Annotated in this window: 15 protein-coding genes; 10 read left to right on the top strand and 5 right to left on the bottom strand. The window is 44.4% G+C overall.

The features are described from left to right. Positions 1-91: 91 nt before the first annotated feature. The 5 genes from ACXACN_RS14470 to ACXACN_RS14450 all read left to right on the top strand — a co-directional run bounded on the left by ACXACN_RS14470 (position 92) and on the right by ACXACN_RS14450 (position 7,351). The gene (locus tag ACXACN_RS14470) at positions 92-1,354 is read left to right on the top strand and encodes an MFS transporter (protein ID WP_474965411.1); all 1,263 of its coding nucleotides are present in this window, start codon (positions 92-94) and stop codon (positions 1,352-1,354) included. Continuing rightward, entirely contained in the window at positions 1,308-1,928 is a 621-nt protein-coding gene (locus ACXACN_RS14465; protein ID WP_474965410.1) for a TetR/AcrR family transcriptional regulator, read from the top strand. The genes ACXACN_RS14470 and ACXACN_RS14465 overlap by 47 nt, the downstream gene beginning before the upstream one ends. A gap of 88 nt (positions 1,929-2,016) precedes the next feature. Then, positions 2,017-3,003, top strand: a complete 987-nt coding sequence (locus ACXACN_RS14460; RefSeq protein WP_474965408.1) for an aldo/keto reductase — start codon at positions 2,017-2,019, stop codon at positions 3,001-3,003. 310 nt (positions 3,004-3,313) lie between these two features. Next, positions 3,314-5,152, top strand: a complete 1,839-nt coding sequence (locus tag ACXACN_RS14455) for a cell wall-binding repeat-containing protein (RefSeq protein ID WP_474965407.1) — start codon at positions 3,314-3,316, stop codon at positions 5,150-5,152. Between the two features lie 201 nt (positions 5,153-5,353). Further along, on the top strand, positions 5,354-7,351 hold the full coding sequence (locus tag ACXACN_RS14450; RefSeq protein ID WP_474965406.1) for an acyltransferase family protein: 1,998 nt from the start codon (positions 5,354-5,356) through the stop codon (positions 7,349-7,351). Between the two features lie 205 nt (positions 7,352-7,556). On the opposite strand, the gene ACXACN_RS14445 is transcribed toward ACXACN_RS14450, so the two are convergent. From ACXACN_RS14445 to ahpC, 3 genes are all read right to left on the bottom strand, one after another. Beyond that, the gene (locus ACXACN_RS14445) at positions 7,557-9,434 is read right to left on the bottom strand and encodes an LTA synthase family protein (RefSeq protein WP_474965404.1); all 1,878 of its coding nucleotides are present in this window, start codon (positions 9,432-9,434) and stop codon (positions 7,557-7,559) included. 150 nt (positions 9,435-9,584) lie between these two features. After that, a complete protein-coding gene (gene ahpF / locus ACXACN_RS14440; protein ID WP_474965403.1) occupies positions 9,585-11,120 on the bottom strand; it encodes an alkyl hydroperoxide reductase subunit F in 1,536 nt (511 codons plus the stop codon). Positions 11,121-11,135: 15 nt separating this feature from the next. Next, positions 11,136-11,699 carry an alkyl hydroperoxide reductase subunit C gene (gene ahpC, locus ACXACN_RS14435; RefSeq protein ID WP_474965401.1) on the bottom strand — a complete coding sequence of 188 codons (564 nt, stop codon included), beginning with the start codon at positions 11,697-11,699 and terminating at the stop codon, positions 11,136-11,138. Positions 11,700-12,219: 520 nt separating this feature from the next. Between ahpC and ACXACN_RS14430 the strand changes: the two genes are divergently transcribed. From ACXACN_RS14430 to ACXACN_RS14415, 4 genes are all read left to right on the top strand, one after another. Beyond that, positions 12,220-13,050 (top strand): PRD domain-containing protein, encoded by an 831-nt coding sequence (locus ACXACN_RS14430; RefSeq protein ID WP_474965400.1) that lies wholly within the window; start codon positions 12,220-12,222, stop codon positions 13,048-13,050. A gap of 203 nt (positions 13,051-13,253) precedes the next feature. Further along, complete coding sequence (locus ACXACN_RS14425; protein ID WP_474965399.1) at positions 13,254-14,627, top strand: sucrose-specific PTS transporter subunit IIBC; 1,374 nt, start codon at positions 13,254-13,256, stop codon at positions 14,625-14,627. A 102-nt stretch (positions 14,628-14,729) separates the two neighbouring features. Next, entirely contained in the window at positions 14,730-15,686 is a 957-nt protein-coding gene (locus ACXACN_RS14420) for an aminoimidazole riboside kinase (protein WP_474965397.1), read from the top strand. Between the two features lie 3 nt (positions 15,687-15,689). Then, complete coding sequence (locus ACXACN_RS14415) at positions 15,690-17,141, top strand: glycoside hydrolase family 32 protein (RefSeq protein WP_474965396.1); 1,452 nt, start codon at positions 15,690-15,692, stop codon at positions 17,139-17,141. Between the two features lie 71 nt (positions 17,142-17,212). On the opposite strand, the gene ACXACN_RS14410 is transcribed toward ACXACN_RS14415, so the two are convergent. After that, on the bottom strand, positions 17,213-18,715 hold the full coding sequence (locus ACXACN_RS14410) for an esterase/lipase family protein (protein ID WP_474965395.1): 1,503 nt from the start codon (positions 18,713-18,715) through the stop codon (positions 17,213-17,215). A gap of 197 nt (positions 18,716-18,912) precedes the next feature. Between ACXACN_RS14410 and ACXACN_RS14405 the strand changes: the two genes are divergently transcribed. Continuing rightward, complete coding sequence (locus ACXACN_RS14405; protein WP_474965393.1) at positions 18,913-19,281, top strand: hypothetical protein; 369 nt, start codon at positions 18,913-18,915, stop codon at positions 19,279-19,281. 63 nt (positions 19,282-19,344) lie between these two features. Here the strand turns inward: ACXACN_RS14405 and ymzB are convergent, their stop codons facing one another. Then, on the bottom strand, positions 19,345-19,686 hold the full coding sequence (ymzB, locus tag ACXACN_RS14400) for a protein YmzB (protein ID WP_474965392.1): 342 nt from the start codon (positions 19,684-19,686) through the stop codon (positions 19,345-19,347). Positions 19,687-19,901: the final 215 nt, after the last annotated feature.

The raw sequence follows: 19,901 nt of genomic DNA, 5'->3' as shown, positions 1-19,901 counted from the left end.
TTATTATTACAGTTGCAAAACGACATTGGTGTCGCTATAATAAAGTTAACAAAACGACACTGGTGTCGTTTAACTGAGAGGGGCCCAAACAATGGAACGCTTATGGAAAAACAAAGGGTATATGACTCTGATGTCCGCTCAAGCCATTTCGAGTATCGGTGACTGGCTTAGCATTGTAGCGATTATTTCGCTTGTCGGGTTGAAATGGGATGCATCACCGCTTGAAGTGTCGTTAATATTTTTATGTTTGGCAGTGCCGATGGCTTTGTTCGGGCCGGTTGCTGGAATAATTGCAGACCGCTTCAGCCGAAAAACCCTTATGATCGTCTCTGATGTCGTACGTGCAGGGTTGATTTTAATATTGACGATTGCTTCATCGCTTTGGATGGTCTATGCTACACTCCTGACGATTGGAATTTTTTCCGCTGTCTTCATTCCTGCGAAAAACGGTAAGTTGAAAGAAGTGGTGCCGGAAGAGGATATGAAAGGGGCGATGTCGATCACCTCGATGATTGATTCCTCCACAAAAATTCTCGGTCCACTCGTTAGTGGATTGCTTGTCGCACTCTTCGGAGCTAAACAAGTGTTTATCATTGATTCGGCTACATTCATCGTATCTGCAGTCATCCTTTTATTTGTTCCAAACGCTGTTCGTTTGGATACGTCGGAAGAAGAAGTAAAGAAAAGCTCGTTCAAAAAAGAGTTCGCTCTTGGATTTTCTTTCATCAAATCCAATCGTTTTATGATCATAGGGTTGGTTCTCGTTGGGCTGAGCCTGCTGATCCTGCAATCAGCTGATTCTCAGTTAATCGTCTTAATTCGTGAGCTGACGCAAGCGTCACCGGATTTGTTCGGTTATCTCGTAACGGGTTCTGGCCTCGGAATGTTCACAGCAGGATTCATGCTAGCTAAGAAAACGGATTATAAAGCCTATCCGCTCATGCTTCTCGGGGTCTGTGGGATCGGGGCGAGTTTTGGGATAATGGGGATGCTTACGTATTATGATCTCAATTATTCGATCCTATGGGGCCCGGGCCTCGGGTTTACGGCGGGTTTCTCAGCAAGCCTGATTTTTGTCCCATTCCAGGCGACCGTCCAGGTGAACACACCTGTTCATATGACTGGTCGCGTGTTCGGGGTCATCAACAGTGTTATGACGACTGCGACCATTATAGGTCCGCTTGTTGGTGGGTGGATTGCGACCATGATCGGAGTCATACCGACGTTTTCAATCACGGCAAGTCTCCTCGTCTTCGTATCCATTATAGGATTTGTGACGAAGCGAAAAGTAGAGGGAGGGAAGAAATATGTCTCCTCGAGTGAGCAAGGAACACCTGAAGCAACGACGAGCTGATATTATGCAAGCTGCAAGGAGCGTTTTCATTCAGCACGGTTATGAACACACGACGATGAAGCATGTCATGGAAGCTGCCGGTGTCAGCCGCGGCGGTCTCTACCAATATTTTTCAAATAAAGAGGACCTGTTTGAAGCTTTGCTTGAAGAAGGGCTGAAGGACCAAGCGAATCAGACGGAGGTTTCTTTGGAAAAAGTAGATTCCTGCTGGAATTTACTGATGCAGCTTTTGTTTGGGGAAGACGGTAGCCCTGATGCTGAGATGGACCCTCTTGCACCTAGCAAACTCGAGTTTTTCATTACGGGACGGAACGATGAACGAAGACGCGAGTACGGGGAAAAGCGTTACGAGCTGGGGCTTACTATATATGATGAGCTTATCAAGAAAGGTCAGAGATCAGGTGAGTTCAGTAACCGCTATGACAGCGAACTTGTGGCCCGTTCTATCATCACTTTTACTGACGGTCTGGCTCTTGATCATGCCATTTTACCGGAAGAGAAGGTGAAACTGAAGGAACAGTCAGAGATTTTTGTCGAATATTTGAAAATGGCTTTAAACGTAACCTCCTCATGATACGGAGTTACTTCTACTTGTGAAAATGTTTGGTTATTCGAATAGTTGGAAATACAACTATAGGATTTGACAAAAGGAGGAATCACACATGAAATCTCTAGAGAATGCTTTGAAACATAGAGTAGGACTCGGCACAGCGCCCTTAGGAAATATGTTCAGAAATGTTCCTGAAGAAGAAGCCCGCGCAACAATTCAGACCGCCTGGGACCAGGGAGTGCGCTATTTTGATACAGCTCCTTTCTATGGTGCTGGATTAGCCGAGATGCGTGTCGGAGAGGTGTTATCGAATTACAACCGGGATGATTATGTGATCAGTACAAAAGTTGGTCGTTACCTGACGGATGAGACGGAAGAGAACGAAGGGTTATTCGAACATGGCCGAAATAATAAAGTCATTACTGATTATACAGAAGACGCAACGAAGAGATCGATCGAGCAAAGTCTCGAACGGTTAAAAACCGATCGTTTAGATATGGTCTTCGTGCATGACGTGTCTCCAGATTTCCACGGAGATGAGTGGTTGGCCAAATTTGAAGAAGCGAGAACTGGAGCCTTCCGTGTATTGTCACGTCTTCGTGAAGAGGGGGTCATTCGCTCGTGGGGACTTGGAGTTAATACGACAGAACCCATCGAACTTGCGATGGAACTTGAGGATACAACCCCGGACGTTTGCTTGTCCGCAACGCAATATACGCTCCTTCAGCACGACCGAGCACTACAACGCATGATGACGATGGCTGAAGAGAAGGATGTAGACATCGTTGTCGGCAGTCCCTATAACTCCGGCGTTTTACTCGGAGGAGATCACTTTAACTATGAAAAAGCAGGTGCCGATATGATTGGAAGGGTCAATCAGTTAAAAGAGATTGGCGACAAATATGATGTGCCATTGAAAGCTGCTGCTCTTCAATTCTCAGCAGCCCACCCAGCTGTTAAATCAGTTATTCCTGGCTCGACGCGTCCAGACCGGATCAAGGAAGATTTGGAGATGATTCAGCGCGATATTCCAAAAGCATTTTGGGATGAGCTTGTGGAGAGAGGATTTGTATCACCAAAAGCTCCATTGCCAAGTTAATTAGGAAGAAATCAAAGGGAGCCAAGAATGGCTTCCTTTTTTTGATATTTTTTTCAGTACAATTGTCGGAGATCGAGCATCTCCCCAAAGCCGTGCATGTTTCTATAGATCCAGCTCAGTCTCTGCCCCAAAGTCCCTGTGACTAGTTTTGACCTTCTTTTTAGGAGATTATTAATGAAAACAATGCTTACTACTCAGAAGTGAAGTTAAATTTTGGTTTTTAATTAAGAGGAATGTCTGGGTCACCCTTCCAATTTTAAGTAGAAATGGTAGTATAATAGATGCGTATATTAGCTCGAGGAGGGGTAGGATGAAAAAAACATTCGGATTATTACTAACACTAACACTTGTGTTCAGCTTATTTCCGTACCAGGCACTAGCCACGACTGGAAATTCTGTAACACTTGCAGCCAACGAAAATTATCCATGTGCGAAAAGCGGAGCAAAGGTGACATGCAATGAAATCAATGAAATGTTAACTGAAAGTGCTTTAGAGCGCGGGATTCCACCAGAAGTAGCCAAAGCTGTGGCTTTCGCTGAATCCACGTGGCAACATTGGGTGGATGAAGATCAAACCGAACCCAATATCCAAGATGATGGTGGTATTGGCATCATGCAGGTAACCGATAGTGGATATGACGAAAAGAAATTGAAAAACGATATTCAATACAACATTAATGTAGGTCTCGATATCCTGAACGATAAATGGAACCGTGGAGTCCGCGGTGTGAGTCCGACGGTCAATGATAACTCCAAAGACACAATTGAACACTGGTACTTTGCTGTTCTTGCGTATAACAGTTTGAGTGAAGTTAACAGCCCGATTAAGCGCGCGGATGGAAAAGTAAACGAGTCCGCCTATCAGGAGAAAGTGTTCGATATTATTGAGAAGTATAATAATGAATTAGATTTACAGGAGCTTCCTTTAGAAAAAGACGATTTTACATACGACCCAAATGATAATGATACTGCTTTGAACTTCAACAAAATGCATTATCAAGTTCCTGCCCCTTTAACAGAGTCAAGGCAGATGTATAAAGCAGGGGATAAGGCTCTGACGATTAATGAAACGATGCTGAGAGATACGAAGAATGGTCAAGGTGGAGAAAAACTTGATCAGCGGGAAGTCGTAAAAATCAAAGACGCGACTATTCTGTATGATACTTCTGAACAATCTCCGGGACGTCACTGGGTTCGCTACCACGTCCAGCTTGATGACGGCCGAGAGGGGTTTGTTGCTTCTGGTGCGATTGAGCCGGTGACCTCACGTCTAAAAGGGGAAACACGAATTGAAACAGCTATTGATATTTCTGAGAAAGGTTGGCAGAACGGCACGGATACAGTCGTGTTAGCCAAAGCTTTCGATTTTCCAGACGCGCTAGCTGGTGCTCCATTAGCCTACCAATATGACGCACCCATCCTTTTGACGCGTACCGGTTCATTGGATCCTTCTACAAAGGAAGAGATTGAAAGATTACATGCCGATCGTGTCATCATTCTTGGAAGTGACGGGGCGGTAAGCAAGGCTGTAGAAGACGAATTAAAAGCTATGAACCTGGATAGCGTGAAGCGAATTGGTGGAAAAGATCGCTATGAAACGGCTCGAATGATTGCAGAAGAAATTGACTCTGACAAAGGCAAGGTCGTGTTAACTACAGGTCTGAATTACCCGGATGCACTGGCGGTCGCTCCTTATGCTGCTCGTCAGGGACTTCCAATACTACTCACTCGCCCTCAGTCTGCTCCCGCCGCAACGGAAGCTGCTCTTGAAAACCAATCTCACGTGTACGTGATAGGCGGCGATGATGTGGTTAGTGATGGTGTCCTTCAAAACTTCGGTGGTAGCGCAGACCGAATTTCAGGAGCGACACGATTTGAAACAGCCGCTGACATCATTAACACTTTTGATCTTGGTGATCAGCAGGCACTTGTTGCAACAGGCTACAACTATGCCGATGCTTTAACTGGGTCGGTACTTGCAGCGAAGAAAAATGCCCCACTGTTGTTAGTCAGAGAAGAGAATGTACCCAATGCGATGGAAAAAACAATAAACAAAAGAAAAATTCACAACTACATTCTCCTAGGGGGATCTGATGTTGTTGACGTGGCCGATCCATTGGCGAAATTAGCTCTTAACATCAAAAAATAATGAAAAGAACCGGGGGCGCTACCCCCGGTTCTTTTTATTGACAATCAGCTGTGATAAAGACTATGGAAGGGATGTTATTTTTTTCTAAAAATCTAGTAAACAATGCTCGAATCTAGTCATTCCATGTTAAGATTGGTCAAGGTACATAAAGGACGCAGGGACAGACGCAGGTCCCGCAGTATGTTAAGGGAGTGTGTACAATTGAACGATTTACGAGCACCTGAAAAAAGATTTCGACCGGAAATCGAAGGAGTAAGGGCAATTGCTGCACTGTTGGTGGCGGTTTATCATATTTGGTTAGGGTCGGTATCAGGCGGTGTAGATGTCTTTTTCATTGTGTCCGGTTATTTGATTACGACTTCTTTACTTTCAAGAATGGTAAGAGAAGGTCGTATTCATATAGGGGAATACATATTAGGACTTGGAAGAAGACTTTTTCCTGTAGCCTTTACAGTTATTTTGTTCGTTTTGGTCGGGTCCATTTGGGTCATGCCCAAAGCCCAATGGAAACAGATTATCGCAGAAGGTTTTTCATCTGCTCTCTATTTTCAAAACTGGCAGCTGGCATTCAGCTCTGTCGATTATTTAGCGCAAAATAACCAGGCGAGTCCTTTTCAACATTTTTGGGCGTTGTCAATCCAAGGTCAGTTCTACGTCACTTGGCCACTGGTCATTATGCTGGCCTATTTCTTAGCTCGAAAACTTTTGAGAACCCCTGTCCGGAAGACGCTACTCGGCGTACTCACGGCCATGTTTGTCCTGTCGTTTTCTTATTCAATCTATAAAACAGCTGTAAATCAGCCCTGGGCGTATTTTGATACGTTTGCTAGAGTTTGGGAGTTCAGTCTTGGTGGAATATTAGCCCTTATGATTCCTTACCTTTCCTGTAAAAAATCTGTCTCGATTGTAATGGGCTGGCTGGGACTTGCAATCATCGTGTTCACCGGTATGGTTTTACCAGTATCTAGTGTCTTTCCTGGCTATGTAGCGCTTTTGCCAACGACTGGTGTCATTCTGATTATCATCTCAGCTGAAAACAGTGGACGATGGGGTGTGGATCGGTTACTTGGTTCAAAGCTGCTACTTAAATTCGGTGGTATATCCTATGGATTTTATTTGTGGCACTGGCCACTGCTTATTTTCTACTATACTTACTTTGATACCGACACGATTTCGACGCTAGCGGGACTAGGCATAATTCTAATTACATGCGTGCTCGCCTACGTATCCGTTCATTTCATTGAGACTCCCGTGCGGAGTTTAAGTGTAAAAACAAGTAAGAAACGGATTGTGACGGCTTTGACAGTTTTTGTTATACCGGTTCTTGCTGTCAATCTATCTTGGGAAGTTTACAGCAATCAAGTGCAAAGTAAAACGTATGAGGTAGAAGATTACCCAGGAGCACGTGCCATATCTGATCACGTACAACCGGCGTCTGAAAAGGAACCCTACCCTTCGACGATTCAAGTGCAGGAAGAGTTGCCGGCCTTTTATGACACGCGCGATTGCTTCACCTACACAAGTGAATCAGGCATGAAAACATGCTCGCGCGGAGACACGGAAGACCCGGACTATACGATCGCACTTGTCGGAGGATCCCATTCTGGACACTGGTTCCCGGCATTAGATGAAATATCGGATGAATTGAATTTACAGATCAATGTTTACAACAAAGATGCTTGCCGCTTTTCTGCGGACGATTTTGATGGTCTATTAAATGAAACGTGTATGGAATGGAATGAAGATGTCTTAAACGACTTGTTGGCGAATCCTCCTGATGTTGTATTCACCACATCGACAGTCAATAGTGAACCTCATGTTCCAGAAGGATACATTAAACAGTGGGAAAAACTTGAGGGTGTAACTGAAATCCTCGCTGTTCGTGATAATCCGCGTATGGAAGAAGACGCACCGCTTTGTGTGGATGAAAAAGATGATATCGAAGACTGTGCCGTCCCACGAGATAAGGCGTTGTCAGAAGAGGTCCCATGGGAAAACACAGATGGAATTCCGGATCATGTAACGTTTGCCGATCTATCGGATTACTTTTGCGATGAAGATCTATGTGAACCAGTCATCGGCAATGTGATTGTCTATCGTGATCAACACCACTTGAGTACGGCCTATTCAAGAACACTAGCTCCCGCTGTCGAGGAGCATTTAATAAAGGTGTTAAAAAAAGTGGACCAAAAAGCATAAAACAGCAAAAAGGCGGGTGGATTTTCCACCTGCCTTTTTATATTTTCAAGGGATAAAACAAGAGAGGAATGAATGGTATTTAAGGTTGAAGCGGAAAGATCAGTCTATGGTTTAATACATTCACTGGTGGATTCACCTATGAAAAATCGTTGGTCATTCGCTACAAATTAAAAAATCCCCTCCTCTAAAAGAGAAGGGGAACAGCTTACTTTAAGCTTTCAAAATAGGCGTCAGACCATTGAAGAAGCTTCAGAGTATCTTTACGTTGAGCTTCAAAGTGCGAAGAGGGATTCTCAAATTCATCCTCTATCCTTTGATTTGTATTTAAATCGAGAATACGTTCATCAAAGCGGCTGTTCTTAGCTATAAAGAAAGTATCTTTATTAAAGAACGAGCTTGTGGGTACGTAATAACGCATCCCCAAGAGGTTATCGGAATAATGCGAAAGGTTATGGCCGAAGTATATGGTATTCGGTTCAACACCCAACAGATTCAGGAGTGTCGGCATCATATCAATTTGTCCTCCAAGATGATCTACGACTCCTGAAACCTCATCCTCTCCGGGTACACTCACAATAAACGGAATATTAAAACGGTTCAATAACGAATAGCGTTCACCAACAAAGTCTTTTAGCAAATCTTGGTCTTCACTTTTCAGTAACTTCCCGTGTAAGCCAGAGTGATCTCCGTAAAGGGCAATGACAGATTCTTCCCATAGCCCTGAATCTTTGAGATCTTGAAAGAAATCACCAAGGACTTGATCCGCGTAATGGACCGATTGCATATAGTTCCCTGTCAATGTCCCTTCATAAGCGGCAGGGAGATCAAGTCCCTCTTTATCTTCTGGCATTTCAAATGGAGTATGGCTCGTTAAGCTCAGTACATGAGCGTAGAAATTTTCATGATTGGAATAAATCTCTTTTAAAGCATCCATGGATCTTTCATAAAACAAACCATCCGACGGTCCAAAGCCAATCGTGTCTTTTTCTCCATAAAACTCTTTTGCGTAATAGTCATCAAATCCAAGGGCAGGATATAACTCGTCCCGGTTCCAGTAAGTCACATCGTCGGCATGCATCGTTACGGAGTGATACCCTCGATTACCGAGCATACGTGGAAGGGACGGAAGCTGCATGTTGCCAACCTGCTCTGTAGTCGCTTGATTTCCAAGCGGATAAAGGGACGTGTTCATCAAGAACTCCGCATCTGAAGTGTTTCCTGAACCGATTTGTTGATAGACATCGGAAAAATATAGACTATCATCAAGCCACTGATTAATGGTTGGAGTAATTTCCTGACCATTAATAGATTTACCGATGACGAAATCTTGCAGGGATTCAATTTGAATCACAATCAGATTGCGGTCTTTGGCGATACCAAAATTATCGTGTTCGTTCATCGGCACGTAATCATTACCTTTAAGCTCTTGGATTCGTTCGAGCGTTACATTTTGTTCTTCACCAGTAAAAGCAAATGCCGTCTCGCTGTTTGAATTTTCACGGTAATATTGAATGAATTGCGTTTGGAAAAATCCATTTTCCTTTGCGAATAAAGCATGATCCAACACCACTTCATCCTTGTTCACTTGGAAATTGAAAATAGACACGATCGTACTTACTACGAGTACACCGGTCATAACAAGATTGGAGGTCTTACTAGAAGGATAAGACCATTTTTTCGCGAAAATCCAAAGGGCAGCAAGAATAAGGAAGTCTGCAAAGAATATAAGGTCAGCTTTGTTAAAGAGCATCCACATACTCTCATTTACACTTCCTACCTGGTTCAATTGAGATAGATCATAATAGGTAGGAATGGTACTGAAATACCTTTCATAAATAAGCATGCCTATAAATAATGCGGATAAAAGTAAATCAAGAATTATGTATACGACAAGCTTCCCACGTTTGAGAATTAATTCGACGATAGACATAATGATAAGGACTAGACTCATTTCAAACCAGAAGCTTGCCAAAGGATTGAAGTCGTAGAGAAGCCAGTACCTTAAAAGGATAAACTTTAATGTTAGGACAACAGTAAAAAAGAAGAAGGAACTCTTCATTAATCTTTTTAATGATTCTTTCATATTCATACACCTCAATAATAGTTTATCGAAGTGTTAAGTTTTTGTAAATATATTGTAAATTTTCAGCTTGAAGGGAGTAGGTAGGGGAGGATTATTATTTAGTAAAAAGAACGAGGGATAGGAGAAATCCTATCCCTCGTCTATTTTGCATTAGTTACGGATCAAGTAGTCAAAAGCACCAAGCGCGGCGTTTGCACCATCACCCATAGAAATGATGATCTGATTGTGCGGGCAGTCGGTGACGTCACCAGCAGCAAACAATCCTGGAACGTTCGTTGCCCCATTTTTGTTTGTGATGATTTCTCCGATGCGGTTCATTTCAACGGATTCGTCTACCCATTCCGTGTTTGGTACAAGTCCGATTTGGACGAAGACACCATCAAGGTCGATGTGTTGCTCTTCACCAGATTCACGGTCAATGTATGTGATTCCATTCACATTATCATCACCCGTAATTTCTTTTGTTTGAGCATTTGTTTTCACTTCGGCATTCGGAAGACTCTTCAAGCGGTCTTGGAGGACTTCGTCTGCTTTTAGTGTGTCTGCGAATTCAAGTACGGTAACGTTTTGGACGATACCAGCAAGATCAATCGCTGCCTCGACACCAGAGTTTCCGCCTCCGATGACGGCAACGTCTTTGCCTTCAAACAATGGTCCATCACAGTGTGGGCAATAGGCTACGCCTTTGTTCTTATACTCTTCCTCGCCAGGTACGCCAAGTTGACGCCAGCGTGCCCCGGTGGAGATAATGACAGTCTTACTCTTCAGAACACCGCCATTTTCGAGTTCAAGTTCAAATAAGTTGTCGTCGTTCTTTTGCAAGTTTTTCGCACGTTGTAGATTCATGATATCGATCTCATAATCTTTGACGTGTTCCTCCAGACTTGCGGCAAACTTCGGTCCTTCTGTGCTCTTCACACTAATGAAGTTTTCGATGGTCATCGTATCAAGGACTTGTCCTCCAAATCGTTCGGCAACGATTCCGGTACGGATGCCTTTACGTGCAGAGTAAATGGCTGCACTTGCGCCTGCAGGGCCACCACCAATGACGAGAACCTCATAAGGCTCACGGTTGGTAAACTCCTCCGGGGAGGGTCCTTCACTAATTTTCGCAACGATTTCTTCAAGTGTTGTACGTCCACCACTGAAGAATTCACCGTTAAGGAATACAGAAGGAACGGCCATGACGTTTTTCTCTTCTGCTTCTTCTTTGAACGCTGCACCATCAATCATCGTGTGCGTAATGTTCGGGTTCAGCACGCTCATGATATTCAGGGCCTGGACAACATCCGGGCAGTTGTGACAGCTCAAGCTGACAAACGTCTCAAAATGGAACTCACCGGAAATGTTTTTGATTTGATCGATCATTGTATCATCGATTTTCGGAGCTCTACCGCTCACTTGCAGTAAAGCAAGAACCAAGGACGTGAATTCATGACCAAGCGGAACACCGGCAAAGGTTACGCCAGTTTCTTCTTGCGGGCGGTTTACGCTGAAACTTGGAGTGCGCTTCAATTCAGAGTTTTGTTCTGTGATTTTCGGTGACATGGATGCAAGCTCATCCGTGAGAGCCAGCATATCACGGGAGACTTTGTCGTCTCCCGCGCTGACTTTCAGTTCGATGTCACCTTCTAAAAGCTTTAGATACTCTTCTAATTGTGCTTTTATTTGTGCATCGAGAACCATCTATCATTCCACTCCTTAAATTTTGCCGACTAGGTCAAGGCTTGGTGTTAGTGTATCTTCGCCTTCTTCCCATTTTGCTGGGCAAACTTCACCAGGGTTATTGCGTACATATTGAGCTGCTTTGATTTTACCGATAAGGCTGTCTGCATCGCGGCCGATTCCGCCTGCATTGATTTCTACAGTTTGAATGACGCCATCTGGATCGATAATGAATGTACCGCGTTCAGCTAGGCCATCTTCTTCGTTTAGTACGTCGAACTGACGGGAGATCTGCTGAGAAGGGTCACCGATCATTGCATAAGTGATTTTGTTGATTTTTTCAGAAGCATCGTGCCAGCCTTTGTGTACGAAGTGAGTATCTGTGGAAACAGAGTATACTTCTGCACCTAGTTCTTTAAGGGCATCGTAGTTGTTTTGTAGATCTTCAAGTTCTGTCGGGCAAACGAAAGAGAAGTCTGCTGGATAGAAGCAAACAACGCTCCACTGACCTTTGAAGTTTTCTTGTGAAACATCGATGAAATCACCGTTTTTGAATGCTTTTGCCTGGAATGGTTGTACTTCTTTACCGATTAGAGCCATAGTAGAATTCCTCCTGTAAAGTATGTTTGATTAGCTGCTGGGATGATGCAGCTTTTTATAATAATTCTAATTCAGTAACTATTATTATATAAAACCGACTATTTGTCAACAAAGACAAAAATCTGTCGAAATTTTATCCTCAGCTACCTGAATGAGAATGATTATACAAAAATTTCTCACGGTTTCTAGTGTAACAAGAAATAGGGAAAGGGTTTAGTAATTAGCCTTCCCGATTTCCTTTTATTATAGAATCATATTGAGGAAATAATTTCATGTTAAAACCTGCTTTCTTTTGTTTGGATTTTGTAAAGGTAAAACAAGAAAAAACTATTGGATTTGTGCAGCTTTCTATTCCCGGAAATGAGTAAATATATGCTTCTTCTTCCCATGTTCCATTGTGAACCCCCGTTCCAAGTTCTCTTTATGACCTCTATTTTTGGCAATCGCCCATTCGATTGTCATAGAAGCCTTGCTTCGTGGTAATATTGAAGAAGTAACCATTCGAGCGGAGGAGCTTACTATGCGCATTTTCAAAATCCTGAACAACAATGCAGTCGTTGTTTACGATGGTCCCCAGGAAAAGATCGTTATGGGAAAAGGCATCGCTTTTCAAAAGAAGCGGAACGACATTGTACCTAAACATAAAATTGAGAAGATCTTCCTCTTACGTGATCAATCCTCAGAAAAATTTCAACAGCTATTATCAACGTTGCCGGAAAAGCATATCGAAGTGGCCGAACGAATTATCAGTCATGCAGAAGGGCATTTGGAAGCGCCATTGAACGACCATATCCATATCGCCCTCACCGACCACTTATCGTTTGCTTTGGAACGGCTGGAGCAAGGGTTTCCAATCCAAAATAAACTGACAAATGAAATTAAGTTCTTATATAAGAAGGAATTCGAAGTCGGGATGTGGGCGAAAGAAGTGATCAAACGCGAACTGGGTGTCGAAGTTCCCATGGACGAGATTGCTCACATCGCGCTTCACGTTCATACCGCTAAAATGGACTCGCCTTCAATGAGTGAATCGTTACAGACGGCGACCATTTTGCGTGATTTCGTTGAGCAAGTTGAAGAGATTGCCGGCATTACTATTGAAGAGACGAGCATTAATTACCAACGTTTAATTACTCATCTCCGTTTTGCGTTGAATCGTGTGGAAGAGGGCAGCAACTTCGAACCGATTGATGAAGATATGCTTGAGTTGATCCAAACAAAATATAAGGAAGCTTATGTGACATCGGAGAAAGTGGCAGGCTACTTGAAGGAAGAATACGGCGTTCATTTTCCAGATTCTGAAATCGCCTACATCGCTTTGCATATCCAGCGGCTGTTAAACGTAAATTAATTTTATTAAGGGATTGACGACAGCGTTTTCATTGGTTAGAATAAGATTGTTCAAAGTTGAATAATGCAGGATTGTTACTGGTAAAGCAGGCAAGACCTAAAATGTGTAGAGTTGGTTAGGTGACTCGTGTATGCGAATGACCTACCCATACTGTGCGCGTTTTAGGTCTTTTTTATTTTCAAATAAACAAGGAGGAAAACATCATGAATCATAAAGAAGTAGCTGAACAATTGGTTTCTTTGCTTGGCGGCAAGGATAATGTTGTCAGTGCCACTCACTGTGCCACACGTTTACGTCTCGTCATTGATGATGAGAGTCAAATTGATAAAGCAGCCATTGAAGAACTTGATGGAGTCAAAGGGGCGTTCTCCAGTTCCGGTCAGTTCCAAATCATCTTCGGGACAGGGACGGTCAACAAAGTATTTACCCACTTTGGACCAATGGTGGGAGCATCTGTGGAAGAAGAGGAAAATGACAAATCCGTTTCCCACAAGGATGCAGCCAAAAGTAAAATGAACCCACTGGCTCGCTTTGCCCGTACGCTATCAAATATTTTCGTTCCAATTATTCCGGCGATCGTTGCTGCAGGTATGCTGATGGGGCTTCTCGGCCTGATGAACACGTACAACTGGGTCGACCCTGAAAGTGGAGTGTTCGTCATGCTAGATATGTTCTCGTCCGCTTCCTTCATCATTCTGCCGATATTAATCGGTTTTAGTGCAGCGAAGGAATTCGGAGGGAATACGTATTTAGGTGCCGTGATCGGTGGAATTATGACCCACCCGAATTTATTGAATCCGTGGGGCCTTGCTGATGCCCAACCGGAATCGCTTGATTTTCTAGGCTTCGGTGTTGAAATGCTTGGTTATCAGGGAACAGTTATTCCTGTTCTATTGACGGTTTATGTGATGGCTAAGATGGAACAAGGCTTCCGTAAGATTGTGCCAAATGCGATTGATCTTTTACTGACGCCTTTCTTGACCGTTATTTTCACAGGATTTGTTGCCCTGCTAGTCGTTGGACCACTTGGACGTACGCTCGGTAATGGACTGACTTCTGTGCTTGGCGTTGTTTATGAAACTGCCGGTCCGATTGCCGGGTTCATCTTCGGTGGTTTGTACTCCACAATCGTACTGACAGGGGTGCACCACAGTTTCCACGCGATTGAAGCAGAACTGTTGAATGTTGGTGGGAACTACTTGCTTCCGATTTGGGCTATGGCGAACGTGGCTCAAGGGGGAGCAACAATTGCGGTCTTCTTCAAGACAAAGAGTAAGAAAACGAAAGAAATCGCTCTTCCAGCAGGAATCTCTGCTTTCCTTGGGATTACAGAACCTGCGATTTTCGGTGTGAACTTGAAATACCGTCGTCCGTTCATTGGAGCGGCGATCGGTGGTGCCTTAGGTGGCGCTTATGTGGTGTTCACAAAAGTGATGGCGAATGGAATCGGTCTGACCGGTTTGCCTATGTTCGCGATTGCTCAAGATCCGATCAACTACGGAATTGGCTGCTTGATCGCCATCGGTGGTTCGATCATTGCAACACTTCTGCTTGGTTGGAACGAAGATACGAAATAATAATGACGAATCCTTACCAGTCGTTGAACTGGTAGGGATTTGTTTTGTATAGATGAATGGAAGATAATAAAGGGAAGAACGACTTTAGGAGGAGGATGAACGATGAAAAAAGGTGTCATTTCACTCGGGGAAGCACTGATTGATTTTATCCCGTTAGACGCAGAAAATACGAACTATCAAAAAAGTCCAGGTGGGGCGCCGGCGAACGTTTCCGTCGGTGTAGCAAGGCTTGGGGCGACATCTACCTTCTTAGGAAAAGTCGGTGATGACGTTCTCGGTCGTTTTATGAAAAAGACACTCACGGATTACGGTGTACAGACCCACAGTATGTTTCTGACTCCAGACGTAAGAACAGGCGTTGTTTTTGTCACAAATGCCGAAGACGGGGAACGCAGCTTTGATTTTTACATCAATCCAAGTGCGGATCAGTTCCTTGAAGCAAGGGAAATCGATGTGTCAGATTTCGATACCCATAAAGTGCTCCACTTCGGGTCGATATCGATGATCGGGGAGACGGTGAAAGAGGCGACGCGACATGCAGTAGCTTTGGCTAAAGAAAAAGGGATGATCGTCTCGTATGATCCGAATTTACGACTGCCGCTCTGGGACTCAGAGGAACAGGCAAGGGAAACGATTGTATCCATGCTGTCTGAAGCAGACCTTTTGAAAATATCAGAGGAAGAGTTGGAGTTCATCACTGGTGAAACAGACATCGAGCGTGGGCTTGAGAAGCTTGAGGCTTACGACATACCTTTGACACTGATTACGATGGGCGCAGAAGGTAATTATGTATGCACATCTGAGGGTATAGAGCATGTGCCTGCAATGAAAGTGAAAGCGGTAGACACGACTGGTGCTGGCGATGCGTTTGTTTCGGGCATGTTGTACTCCTTGAATGAATACGAAGGGGATGTGACGGCCATCAAGCTTACGGAAGCGGTGAAGATGGCTAAGTTCGCCAGTGTCTCTGGAGCACTCGCAGCATCAACGAAAGGTGCGATGACAGCCCTTCCGACAAGGGATGAAGTGATCAAGCACCTTGAAGAGGCAGGCGAGTAATCCATGAGTAAAGATCAGGAACTGCGTCAGGCTGCATTTGAAGAAGTGGAAAAGCACCAGGATCTTGTGCACCAGGACCCTTATCGTCTGCACTATCACATCATGCCACCCGTCGGTCTTTTGAATGACCCGAACGGTTGGATTCAGTGGAACGGGACCTACCACTTGTTTTATCAGTGGATGCCGTTTAAAACGGGGCACGGGGCGAAGTTCTGGGGCCATTATTCGTCCGAGGATCTCGTTAACTGGACGCATGAAGACATTGCTCTTACGCCTTCGGAGTGGTTTGAGAAAAACGGCTGTTATTCAGGTTCTGCCATTGAGCATAACGGCGAGCTTTATGCTTTTTACACAGGAAACGTAAAGGATGAGGAAGGTAATCGCGAGTCTTATCAATGTCTTGCTGTATCTCAAGACGGCATTCATTTTGATAAAAAAGGACCGGTTGTACATTTGCCGGAAGGATATACCGCACATTTCCGTGATCCGAAAGTGTGGGAGCAGGATGGCACTTACTTTATGGTTGTCGGTGCTCAGACGGAAGACTTGAAGGGAGCGGTTGCCCTGCTTCGTTCTACGGATTTACATGAGTGGACCCATGTCGGGGTTTTAGCCGGCGGAGGAGAAGGTCAGCTAAGTGAATTTGGCTACATGTTCGAATGCCCGGATTTATTTCATCTGGGTGGTGAAGATGTGCTTGTTTTCTCACCTCAGGGACTTGAATCTGAAGGGATGAAGTATCAAAACGTCTATCAGGCGGGGTATGTTGCCGGAACGTTTGAGGCTCAGAATGGGTCCTATGAGCATGGTGATTTTTATGAGCTGGATCACGGCTTTGATTTTTATGCACCTCAGACGACGGAGGATGGAAATGGCCGACGGATTCTGTTCGGCTGGATGAGCGTGCCTGATCAGGATGAACAGGATCACCCGACTGTGAAGCATCAGTGGCTGCACAACATGACCCTGCCGCGTGAACTGAAGCTAGTAGATGGACGAGTCTATCAAACCCCCGTGGCAGAGCTTGAAGACTTGCGAGAAGATGTTGCGGTGGAACGACGTGTAGAGCTTGATCATGAGACGCTTGAGGTCGACGGCGTCCAAGGGAAGTCGGTCGAACTGAAGCTTGAGGATATCGATATTTCTGGAGGTTGGTTCGCCCTTGAGATCGGCGGAGCGGCTCGCCTCGTTTATTCTAATGAGCAGAGGATCTTCACACTGGAACGTGAAAGCTATGTCGATGGTGTCGTTGAAAAGCGACAGACGGAAGTTGTGAACTTGGAGGATGTGCATATTTTCATGGATACATCCTCTGTAGAAGTGTTCGTGAACGGAGGCGCACAAGTTTTCACTGCCCGCTTCTACCCAGCACCTAATTGCGACAGTATCCAATTTACCGCATCAGACAAAACCACCCTTAACCTCAAAAAATGGGATTTGCGGAAAGTGTTTTAATTACCATTATCTGTATGACCTGGTACGCCAATAAATGGAAAAAGACGGTCCTTTTAAGGGACCGTCTTTTTTTATGGTGCGTAGAGTTTGCCTTTGTCATCGATGTAAACGGATTGGATGATGGTCCGTTCGAGCGGGGTACCTTCGTAAGTGCCTTTCACATCAATGGTCATATTGTAGACACCTTCACCCAGACTTGGGATCTTGAAGTCTTGTCCATTTTTCTTCGCTCTCATTTTCTTCTGTTTTAACTTCCATTTTTTATCATAGTATTCAATGGTCATACGGGTTTGGACGCTCAGCTTTTTGTTCCCTTTGACCTTCATGCGATCCTCTTCAATTTCACTACTCAGCATAGCATCGATAGGGCTTTTGAAGGTCGTAGTCAGGAGGTAGCGTTCTTTTTTATTGGTTTTTGTTTCAATTGTCCATTCCCCTGCCTCCGGTTTCTCAATGGTGATGGCGTGGTGATAGGCCCCACTTAAAAATTCAGTATCGTCAGCTGTCACAAGGAATTCGTCATATGAAACGTTGCTTGGGGATGTTAGAGCTATGGAGGTATCTTTTTGGTCACTGATCCAGTCGAAGGTGACGGCTTCTACCTCTTTTTCAACCGCTACCCTTTTTATATGGTTTCCGACGTATTCTCCACCTGCTACGTAATGACCGGCAGGAGGAGACTCCGCTTCTTCCATCACAGCAGCTGTCTCGAAATTAACGGCTGAAGCAGAATCGAACGTTTCTTCATGTAAGTAATTTCGGAAGAGGTTGAAAGTAGAGGAACCTTCTTTAATCGTCGTGTGGTTCCACCTTACGATTTGAATTTCTGTCGCGTAAGGAAGGCGGGAGCTTTGGACAGTTACGGCTCCATCATTGCTTCCATAGGCCTGTAAATAAAGACCTCCCCAATAGAGGGCATTTCCAAAACTTCCCCATTTCGTTCCCCCAAATGTGTAGAAAGGTGTGTTGTACACATTGGCATGGGTATCAGTCAATGAGCGGTAATACGCCATGTACCCGGTTTGGAGCGAATGGGTGCCATCATTCTTACTTCCAATGATGCCAGCAAGCCATCCCGCCCAGCTGCTGTAGGCAAGGTCTGCGAGCTGTGAGCCATGATGAGGAGAGGATAATGTAATGACACGCTCAATATACGGATCTGCTCCGTAGTGAACGAGGGCGGCCTGGGTATCTACACCACCTTTACTATGGGCCACGACTACAACTTTTTCACCGAAGTAGTCATGGATGTCTTTGACCTTTTCAGCTAATAGGGCTCCGTTATCCCACATACTTTTGCCAGCATTGAGGTCGATAAAAGCTGTTTCGTATCCGTTTTGATTTGCAATTTCGTACATATCATTTTTCTTACACCAGGTATCTGATGAGCTGTTCAATCCGTGAACGAATAGTATAGGATGCGAGTTGTCGGAGATTGTGGATGGGGGTTCTCCTACATGCCATTTGCCGGGATTCCCTGAGGATCCATCCTTGATTCCCCCGGTCAAATAGCCAGGTGGTCTTGAGAAAAAAAAGGATGCAAAAATGCGATAAAACTTCTTAAGATTAAACATTGACTGTCTCCTTTTATATAAGCTTTAAGGATTTGTAAAAGTTGTCCATGGCATGTCTCCTTTTATACCATTCTTTACAGCGTGTTCATTTCCTTCATAAGGTAAGGGGAACTTTTGTTGAAATATGTCTCTTAGACCTTCCGCTTACGGGGGGGCACACATAGGATATACCATGAGCAAATGGGGGAGGAATGAGGATGTCCTACAGAATCACTTCAGGTAATCGTCTTCTTTTCGTCACTGAACCAGGCGGGCAAGTCATCGAGGAAGGACAAACGGTCGATTTGACGGAAGAATATCCGGCGGGCATCGATGTCAGCCCTTTTTACACCATTCGGGTAGCTGGAGGGAACCGTGTAGTCTCAGAAGGAGCCGTCACGTTCAAGTTACTTATGAAAGTCAATCAGGTCAGTTTTTTAACCCTTGACCAGATTACGGTTTATCCGGGGGAAAGGTTCAACCGCACCTATAACGTGCCGGGATTGGGTCTTGGGGTTAAGGCGGAAGCAGAAAATGATGCCGGCGTGGATGCCGTGGATTTAGTTGTGATTGGATTTAAGTTTTAAGATAAATTCAAGGAATATAAGCAAATTAAAAGGACGCCTCCGTTAAAAGACGTCCTTTTTGTCTTATTCTTTTTCAATGGTGTAGGTCCCGCGTGAGGTCTCCAATGTGAAGCGGTCATTCAAGTATTGATATCGGGTCGAATCCTCCAGGGGAATTTCATAGTAAGGTGATGGCAGCGGTTGAGCGCTTTGAGCATCGGTTTGTGTTTGACCTTGGCCATGTAAGTAGAGCGCGTGCATCGGTGTGTAATCGTCGAGTCGGCGCGTGTGAGTTTCATAAGATATATGGTCAAGATTCATACAGATGGTATCTTCATCGCGGAGTTCTTGCTTCTGAATGCGAATGTCTTCTCCTTGCCACTGCTGTAAGCGCTGGTTAAATTCTTCTATGGTTAAATCGTTCATGCTGATCCCTCCTGCGTTTATCTTTTCCACCAGGGTCGTAAACATGCAGGTGTTGCTTTCTATATCATGGTAAAATGATGGAAAAGATGTAAGATCAGGTGTGATACCGATTCATTTGCAGGCATATCCTTGATACACCTCATTGATTAATGAAAAAGAAAGACATCAAATGAATGTAGGGTGCATTGGCAATGGTTAGAATGATTTCGAAGGAG

This window comes from Halobacillus sp. AWM4_238, assembly GCF_056158265.1.
This window is presented reverse-complemented; position numbering and strand designations above follow the sequence as displayed.